14 protein-coding genes are annotated in these 8,299 nt (G+C 40.3%); all 14 read right to left on the bottom strand.

Annotated elements, in window-relative coordinates; translation table 11 throughout:
- Window positions 1-15 precede the first annotated feature (15 nt).
- The 14 genes from ISS83_02195 to ISS83_02260 all read right to left on the bottom strand — a co-directional run bounded on the left by ISS83_02195 (window position 16) and on the right by ISS83_02260 (window position 8,089).
- Window positions 16-267 carry a hypothetical protein gene (locus tag ISS83_02195; GenBank protein MBL7142438.1) on the bottom strand — a complete coding sequence of 84 codons (252 nt, stop codon included), beginning with the start codon at window positions 265-267 and terminating at the stop codon, window positions 16-18.
- 232 nt (window positions 268-499) lie between these two features.
- Window positions 500-1,072 (bottom strand): alpha/beta hydrolase, encoded by a 573-nt coding sequence (locus ISS83_02200; GenBank protein MBL7142439.1) that lies wholly within the window; start codon window positions 1,070-1,072, stop codon window positions 500-502.
- A gap of 38 nt (window positions 1,073-1,110) precedes the next feature.
- Entirely contained in the window at window positions 1,111-1,440 is a 330-nt protein-coding gene (locus ISS83_02205; GenBank protein MBL7142440.1) for a zinc ribbon domain-containing protein, read from the bottom strand.
- A gap of 5 nt (window positions 1,441-1,445) precedes the next feature.
- Window positions 1,446-1,745, bottom strand: coding sequence for an MscL family protein (locus ISS83_02210; protein ID MBL7142441.1), 300 nt, complete (start codon window positions 1,743-1,745; stop codon window positions 1,446-1,448).
- A 33-nt stretch (window positions 1,746-1,778) separates the two neighbouring features.
- Complete coding sequence (locus ISS83_02215) at window positions 1,779-2,144, bottom strand: hypothetical protein (GenBank protein ID MBL7142442.1); 366 nt, start codon at window positions 2,142-2,144, stop codon at window positions 1,779-1,781.
- Between the two features lie 195 nt (window positions 2,145-2,339).
- Window positions 2,340-2,846, bottom strand: a complete 507-nt coding sequence (locus ISS83_02220; protein MBL7142443.1) for a TIGR00725 family protein — start codon at window positions 2,844-2,846, stop codon at window positions 2,340-2,342.
- A gap of 290 nt (window positions 2,847-3,136) precedes the next feature.
- A complete protein-coding gene (locus ISS83_02225; protein MBL7142444.1) occupies window positions 3,137-3,727 on the bottom strand; it encodes a hypothetical protein in 591 nt (196 codons plus the stop codon).
- A gap of 10 nt (window positions 3,728-3,737) precedes the next feature.
- Window positions 3,738-4,463: a hypothetical protein gene (locus tag ISS83_02230; GenBank protein ID MBL7142445.1), complete on the bottom strand. Its 726-nt coding sequence runs from the start codon at window positions 4,461-4,463 to the stop codon at window positions 3,738-3,740.
- Window positions 4,464-4,632: 169 nt separating this feature from the next.
- The gene (gap, locus tag ISS83_02235; protein MBL7142446.1) at window positions 4,633-5,646 is read right to left on the bottom strand and encodes a type I glyceraldehyde-3-phosphate dehydrogenase; all 1,014 of its coding nucleotides are present in this window, start codon (window positions 5,644-5,646) and stop codon (window positions 4,633-4,635) included.
- A gap of 2 nt (window positions 5,647-5,648) precedes the next feature.
- On the bottom strand, window positions 5,649-5,882 hold the full coding sequence (locus ISS83_02240) for a glutathione S-transferase N-terminal domain-containing protein (GenBank protein ID MBL7142447.1): 234 nt from the start codon (window positions 5,880-5,882) through the stop codon (window positions 5,649-5,651).
- A gap of 4 nt (window positions 5,883-5,886) precedes the next feature.
- A complete protein-coding gene (locus ISS83_02245) occupies window positions 5,887-6,843 on the bottom strand; it encodes a hypothetical protein (GenBank protein ID MBL7142448.1) in 957 nt (318 codons plus the stop codon).
- A gap of 21 nt (window positions 6,844-6,864) precedes the next feature.
- Window positions 6,865-7,074, bottom strand: a complete 210-nt coding sequence (locus tag ISS83_02250) for a DUF1858 domain-containing protein (protein MBL7142449.1) — start codon at window positions 7,072-7,074, stop codon at window positions 6,865-6,867.
- A complete protein-coding gene (locus ISS83_02255; GenBank protein MBL7142450.1) occupies window positions 7,074-7,835 on the bottom strand; it encodes an SDR family oxidoreductase in 762 nt (253 codons plus the stop codon). Before ISS83_02255 ends, ISS83_02250 begins: the two co-directional genes overlap by 1 nt.
- A gap of 41 nt (window positions 7,836-7,876) precedes the next feature.
- Window positions 7,877-8,089: a ferredoxin:thioredoxin reductase gene (locus ISS83_02260; protein ID MBL7142451.1), complete on the bottom strand. Its 213-nt coding sequence runs from the start codon at window positions 8,087-8,089 to the stop codon at window positions 7,877-7,879.
- Between the last annotated feature and the right edge of the window lie 210 nt (window positions 8,090-8,299).

Raw genomic sequence — 8,299 nt, forward strand, 5'->3', positions numbered from 1 at the left:
AGTTTAATCAATTTTCTATCCTTCCTTAATGCTTTCTTTTTCTTTCAATACCGAGGAAGTAAGCCATAAAACAAACGGTCTCCTAAGCTTATCTATGGACCAATTATCGTCCTTAAAAAGCGAGGCTTTTTCCGTTTTAAAGCGGGAAAGTAAAGAAATAGTGGCTTTCAAATTTACCGGAGACAATCTGTTGTGCTCTTCTAAAAACTCCTCTTTCTTTAAGTGTTGGTTTATAACTTTTTGAACTTTTTTGAATCTTGGAATCATGTTTTTAAAAATAAAAAACAACTCCTAATAACGGTGAGTCGCAAATAGTACTATTAAGTGTTTTTAAATGATAATCTAATAACTATTTGTAGTTCAAAACTCTCAAAACCTATATTTCTATTATAGCACTATTCTCTTAAAAGAGCAATCCCAAAAGAAAAAAATCTCAGACAAGACGTGTCCGCCTATAAAACGATGTTAGGAACCTGTTTTATGGATATATAAATATAAGTTAGAGAAAAACCTTGTCGTGCCTACTTTTTATAAAAGTAATAACTTTTGGTATAAAATTTTCACTGTTTATTATATTGTCATGATTTGTATCGGGAATCACTATGCCAATATAATCTTTAAGAAGGCCACTCTTTCTTGGCCACACCTTTAATTCTGATTCAGGAATAAAATTTACTGTTTCTTCTGGTAATGACACTTTTGCCAGCTCTTTAATTTTTTTTCTAAAAGGTAATAGTTCCCGGGCTGCAGGAACCATAGTAAGAAATAAGGCCTGCCAACTTCCTCCATGAGGTACAGCTACAAAGATAATACTACTAATGTTTTTCTTAACTTCTGGATAATGATGAATAATATATTTCAATACAATGCCGCCAAAGCTATGAGCAATAATATCATGTTTTTCAGAAGTTTCTGTGAGTTGTTTTTTTACTATTTCTGAAGTATTTTTAAGTCCTCGGGTATTTAAGCCCAAATCAATGACTTTAGCAGTAAGCCCCACCTTCTGAAGTTTATTCAATAAAGGATTATAGCGTTCTCTTGTCCCGAAAAGTCCTGGAATAATAATAATCATGTTTCCTCGTTATGCAAAAAACCACCTGATTGGCGATTTCAATAATTATAAATATTTATAGAGTTTAATGTTTGATTGAATGAATCCACCAACCTTTCAGTAGACCAAATCGTAACAATTATAGATATTATGGTCAAAATTAAAGCGGCAATACCGATTCTTTTTAATTTGCCGTCTTTCTGTTTTAAATATTTCCACACATACCAAAGTCCGAATGGTGGCAAAAATAGACTAACTGCATATACAACTATCTGCGTTGACAACGATATTGAAGGAGGCCTGTCTCTTTGCGGCTTTCCGCAATTAGGACAAGACAATGCTTCATCAGATATTTCGTGTCCGCATTCTTTGCATTTTACTAGTGCCATAATTTTTAACCCTTTTTGTCTAATTTATCTAATTTCAGCAGTTTAACGCCGAAATAAACGACAAAGGCAATTACGAAAAAATCAATGATAACGCTGAGAAAATCTCCCCATAATATTTTTACTTGCCCGACAGCCAAGCTGGCATTTTCCAAACCTTCAACCCTGCCGAGAAAAATACTGAGAGTTGGGTTTATAATATCTCCGACCAATGCTGACACTAATTTGGAAACAGCGCCGCCCAGAATAAAACCAACTGCCAAACCGACAACGCCCTGTTTCCTTATAAAATTAACGAATCCCGACATATTTTTAAAGTTAATTAATATTAATTCTTTGTTTTACCCTCCCAAACACCCCTTTGCCTTGAAAAAATCAATAGGACCAGGGGAAGCGCCCCCCATTATTTCTTGTACCCGCTCTGCGCCCAATGTCTCTGTGAAACACTTTTCCATTTCAGGGGTTATTTGTGTGGGCAAACTCCCAACATCAACACCAATTGTTTCCAATAATCTTTCTTGCTCATTACTAAGCAAAGGATGCTTGTCACCCCCTCCAGTAGTAATTGGAGTATTAGTTTGGAAGCCAGTCAACAAATTAGACAAAAGTGGCTTTAAATTAAACGGGTCAAGGATAATAAAGATAGCAATGGCAATAATAAGAACAAGGAAAATAATGCCTAATGTTATAAAGATAGTTTTCAACATATTTTTAATAATTTATTTTTGACCTTTACGCTATTCTACCACTTCGACAAGTTCAGTGTAAACAAAAAACCGCCGAAATGGCGATTTTTATCGTGGCTTGCCCTGAGCGAGCGAAGCGAGTCGAATGGGCTCCCCTGGTTGGACGATGCCTGCCCTGAGTCGCATCGAAGGGTTAGAACCTGTTTAGTGGGATAATTATTTCTTCTTTATCAACTTAAAAGCAAGTTCAACTGCATTTTTGGCACTATTGACACCAATAATCTTCACTTTTTTCTTATTATCCATATATTTCCCAATAAAAGGCTCTGGCATTCCTTTGAGACCCTTTATAACTATTATTGGTTTAGAGTACGTATATCCATAAGCCATCTCACAAAAAGTTCCAACTCCTCCACCAATTGATATTATTGCATCGGCCGAAAAGGCAATTATTTGATTTCTGGCAAATCCTACACCAGTTAAAATTGGTATATCTATGTATTTACTGACATTTGTTAAATCGGAATCTGGAGATATCCCAATAGACAACCCTCCATTTTGCTTCGCTCCTTTTGCAACAGCATTAGCTACGCCTCTATTCTTTCCGCCACATAATACAATACCGCCCCTTAAAGCAATTTCCTTCCCAACCCTTTCAGCAATCTTTAAATGAATTCTTTTTGCGTATTTATCGTGGCCGATAACACTAATTAATTTTTTCATATACTTCATTCTACCAAAAAACCGCCGGATTGGCGATTTTTATCGTGACTTGCCCTGAGCGAGCGAAGCGAGTCGAATGGGCTCCCGTAGTCGATCTAGAACCTGTGGTTTAAGGAGAAAATTAGGGCTTTTTGGGAGTGTCTCACAATGCATCTCGGTCGGGGCTATTTTAAGCTAAAATGAGACAAATGAAACACTGTAAAGGGGTATGTCGAAGTGTCTCATTTTGAAAGAAATAGTCCGCGACCTTGTAACAAGTCGCGGACCTTAATCTTCGCTTTTCTTTCCCTTTAATCACCTAGCCAGATGTATGCTGTTGGCCCGAATTCTCTCGTGGATTCAACGATGTGACCTTCCCTCCGAAGGTAGCCAATAGCGCCTCTGATAGCTTGCCTAGCCCTTTTAATATTGGGCGGATTGCAAAGACGCATAAAATGATTTGGTGTATAACATGAAAGAACACCATCATCGCTGAGAATTTCATCAATCGGCACAGGCCTACCTTGCTGTCGTTTTAAGACTTTCATTACGCAACGATATAATTCATGGCCTTCTACGACATAATGCCATCCTCCCCAGTAGTGCGGGTTTTGTTCCGGCTCTTCTACATCGGGACGATTGTGATTCATCAGTTGTTCCAGAGAATAATTGGAGGTTATCCACACGGCACATTGTACAAATCCCAACCATCGGAATGCTTTTTCTCTCCGTCCTTCTTTGACAAATTGTTCTATTTTTTTCAGCATTCCGTGACAGTGAGCAAGCCCGTAATCTATAGAATCAAGTATTAACTCGTGCGGATAGTCAATGGGTTCAATGCCTTTTGTCTCAAAAAACTTGCGATATGTCTGGACCACTTCTAATATTTTCGCATTATCCATTTGCTACTCCTTAAGGGTCCTGCTTTTCTTTTACCCACGGTTTCGCCGCTTCTAAAAATCGACGAACTTTCTTTAGGTCAAAGACCTTGTCATTTTCCGATCTCAACAAGGTTTCAGCATCAATCCAGATCTGACCGGTGGCCACTTTAGAGATTTTCTCCATTTCTTCCTGCAGATTATCGGGCGAAAGTCCTCCAGCATAGCCACAGTATTGATTTGACGGCTGCTTCGGCCATTCGTTTGGCAGTAATCCGATCCCGCCTGATTGGTCGAACAGAGGAAATGCCGCGATTCCCCATCTAGCGTCCTGGGAATAGAAGATTCTCTCGTTCACGCCATCCATCTGAAAGATGATGGGTTTGTCAGGAAGATATTGCCTGATTAAATCGGAAAATTTCCTGTCATCGACCGGATGATGCTCGGCATGAAAGTTCAGCTGGAAACGGCTGAACATCTTCCAGGTATATCCGAACTCTTCGAAAAAACTCGGCACACCAAGACATAGGTTTCGCACCCATTCACCGCATATGTGACCAGACAGGGCAAGGTTCTCGTATCGCCACAAGATATACAGTTTCTCCCACCAATTACGGGACGGGAATCTCTTATTCCCCTGTTGTTTCTTCGACAATAGGATGCCGAATTCAACAAAGGGATAATCCCTGGCGATCGGAACCAACTCTTCCGGCCGAATGCTGTCGTCTGCTCCAGTAACAGTAACAACTCTAATAGCCATGTTAATGTGCTCCCTCCTTTCTTTTAGTATCTTCTTTCTACAATATGCCGCAAAAAAGTCAACCCATCTACCAAAAAACCGCCGAAATGGCGATTTTTATCGTGGCTTGCCCTGAGCGAGCGAAGCGAGTCGAATGGGCTCCGGAGGTAGGATTCGAACCTCTTAAATACTACATCTTATTCCCCACATATCCAGCCATTTCAGCCAGACGACAAGCATAAGCCCATTCGTTATCATACCAGGCAACTATTTTAACCAGATTATCATTAGCCATAGTCAAAGAAGCATCAACAATAGCAGAAAAACAGTTTCCCTTGTAATCGGAAGAAACCAAGATAGCGTCCTCCACTCCCAGAATAGCATCTAAACTCTTTTCCTGGGAAGCTTTTTTGAAAATATAATTTACTTCTTCGGCAGTCGTGCTTTTTTCAACTTCACAAATTAGATCTAAAATCGAAACTACGGCTGTCGGCACTCTCAAAGCAATTCCATCTAGTTTTCCTTTCAATTCCGGCATTACGTTTCCAATGGCTTTAGCAGCTCCAGTAGTTGTCGGAATAATGTTCATGGCAGCTGCCCTAGCTCTTCTTAAATCCTTGTGGGGCAAATCAAGAATCCTTTGGTCATTGGTATAGCTGTGAACCGTAGTCATGAATCCTTTGACTATCTTGAAGTTTTCGTTCAAAACCTTAGCAATGGGTGCTAAACAATTTGTCGTGCAAGAACCCATATCTATTACTTTGTCTTTTTTAGGGTCAAACTTTTCTTCATTCACTCCAAGAATGTATGAAGGTATTTTGTCCTGATCTTTGGAAGGAGCGGAAATTATAACTTTTTTTGCACCGGCAGCGATATGCTTTGCAGCTCCATTATAATCAGTAAAAACACCTGAGCACTCCAGAACAACATCAACACCCAATTCTTTCCAAGGAAGCTTTGCCGGATCTTTCTCAACCAACACTTTTATCTGCTTGCCGTCAATAACCAAAGCAGAACCAACAGCCTTAACCGACTTATTATAAATGCCGTACAAAGAATCGTATTTCAAAAGATGGGCTAAGGTAGCAGCGTCCGTCAAATCATTAATGGCCACCACTTCCAAATCCTTGTGCTTTTCTAAAAGCCTTCTGAGTGTCGGCCGGCCGATCCGGCCAAAACCGTTGATTGCGATTTTTACAGCCATATTTAATCTTTAATTTTTAATAATTTAACGATTCTTTCCCTATCAAAACCGGCAATAACCTCGCCCTCTATGTCGATCACCGGCACTTCCATCTTGCCTGTTTTTTCGATAATGAAATCGCGCGATTTAGCATCCTGGGAAACGTCTATTTCCTCAAAAGCCACATTATGTTCCTTTAAAAACTCTTTAAGGGTATAACAATAAGGGCAGATTGGAGTGGTAAAAAGTCTGACCATAAACTTAACCGCAGGTATTATCGCTGGAAGAACCTGTTCCTCCGCCAAATCCCGGGGCAGGAGATTCCTCAGAAAGAGCCTGGGAACATTCATCAGGCTGCGAATTGAAAGTCTGACAAATAATCTCCTTGAAGTTTTCCGGAGTTCTCGGACTGACATCAACCACTTTGCCGTTAATGACCACTGTCGGTGAACCGGAGACCCCGTATTGTTCGTTCAGATCAGCCTGCACGTCAAACTTGGGATAGGTACCGTTCAGCCAGGTGCTTTTATCGTTGTAAAGCGAAGTGATGCTAAACTCTTCATCTGTCTGTGAAACACAGCTATTAACCTTTTCTGTATCTATCCCAGCCTCAGAAAGACAGGCAGCAGAATCTCCAGATACGACAAAACAGCTGAGATATGAAGCATATTTTTCATTTTGCTCTTTCTGAATGCAATACTGGCTCAAGTTCTCATCGATCTCCTTTTTATCGTGCATAATGTAGTCAACGAAATATATTCCCATGTCAGCTTTATCCTTAAGCAAATCATAAACAGGCAAAAACATCTTTTCAGCCTGCAGTCCGTAAGGACAGTAACTCATGATAAAAAGCTTAACGTCAGGCCTGTCGCTCTTTGCCGAAGCCTCCACTTCCCCTTTCATCCTGTATCCTTCCGGAAACAGAAACATTCCGTCTTTAGTAACGTAAGACTCGTATTCCTGATTGCCTATTTGCATGGCAAATTTGTAAACTACTTTTTCCTCAGAAACGGAATTCAAAGAAGCAACATTGCCTTCAGCCAGAAGATTCTCGTTAATGTATTTGACGGCGTTTTCAGCAGCAAGGTCAGCTGGCAAGTCTTTACCCAGCAACTTGTTTATCGTCCCATAGCCTAAATAAACGCTGGCTGAAGCAGCAACAGCTCCTGCCAAAAAAACAGCCACTAAAATTATTATTTTATTTACTTTTTTTGTCATATATTTAATATATCACAAATATTATTTTTTAATAACTTCGTTCAACTCTTTTAACAGTTTTTTGACGTCGATATCGTACATTTTACAGACGTCTCCAAGCTTTAAACCTTTCACCTCATACTGGGCAAAAGGACAAGACAAACAGGGAAAATTGTATCTGGCTAAAATCTCCTTGAACTTTGGATCATCCAGAATTTCAGATAAAGTTGTATTTTCCGTAATTCCAGCCATTAAACTGAAAGCCAGCCACCGTCAATGACCACGGTTGAACCTGTCATATATGAAGAAGCATCTGAAGCCAAAAATAAAACAAGATTGGATACTTCTTCAGATTTGCCTACTCGACCTAAAGGCAATCTAGCTAAAATGCCCTGCATTGTTTTTTCATCCTGCTTTATAGGATCAATCATCGGCGTTCCAATAACGCCAGGGGCAATGGCATTAACCCTGATATTGTAGGGGCCTAATTCTATAGCCATTGTTTCTGTCATAGCGACTATGCCTCCTTTGGAAGCGGAATAATGGGCTAAGGTTGAAAAACCGACTCCCACCTGCCCCATGGCAATGGAAGCCACATTAACAATCGCTCCTGACTTTTGCTTTGCCATTTCCTTGGCTGCTGTTTGGGCGCAAAGGAAATATCCTTTTAGGTTAATATCAATAGTTCTGTCCCACTCTTCTTCAGTCAGGTCCAGAAAAGGCTTGAACTGGCAAATGCCAGCATTGTTAACCAGAACATCAAGCTTACCCCATTTATCAATAGCTGTCTTTACCATTTTTTCCACTTCTTCTTTTTTTGAAACGTCGCACTTTACTGCCATTGCTTCTCCGTCTGCTTTTTCGATTTCATCAACCACCAGCTGGCATTCTTCCTGGGAAATGTCGGAAAGCAAAACTTTGGCTCCGGCTTTTGCCAGAGTCAAAGCATGGGACTTACCCATTCCCCTCCTGGCTCCGGTAACAATGGCTACTTTGTTTTTTAAATCAAACATATTTAAAAAGTTTTAAAATTAAAGTTTTCGACCTTATATATTTATTTTATTACGTTTTTGACAAACAGTCCACAAAGGCACTTACCGTCTCTCTCAAGTTCTTCCAGATGGTAGGCGCAAGGACAGACAATCTTCTTGTTTTCTTCTGCGTCATCCGTTACTCTCCGACAAGGGCAATATTTGGCCCCCAAATTCTTTTCTTTTTCCAGCAAGCTTTTAACGATCGTTTCCACCACTTTTTTATTGGGATTCAAGGAAAAGCCGTTCTTTTCAGCATATTCTTCATATACCCGAGCCGCAGCGAAGGGTGAAGAAGAGGATTTATCCTCTTTGCCCTCCTCTACCCGAGCCGCAGCGAAGGGTGAAGAAGAGGATTTATCCTCTTTGCCCTCCTCTACCCGAGCCGCAGCGAAGGGTGAAGAAGAGGATTTATCCTCTTTGCCCTCCTCTACCCGAGCCGCAGC

It is taken from the genome of Candidatus Paceibacterota bacterium (assembly GCA_016782605.1).
GTDB lineage: Bacteria > Patescibacteriota > Minisyncoccia > Minisyncoccales > RBG-13-42-11 > BS750m-G71.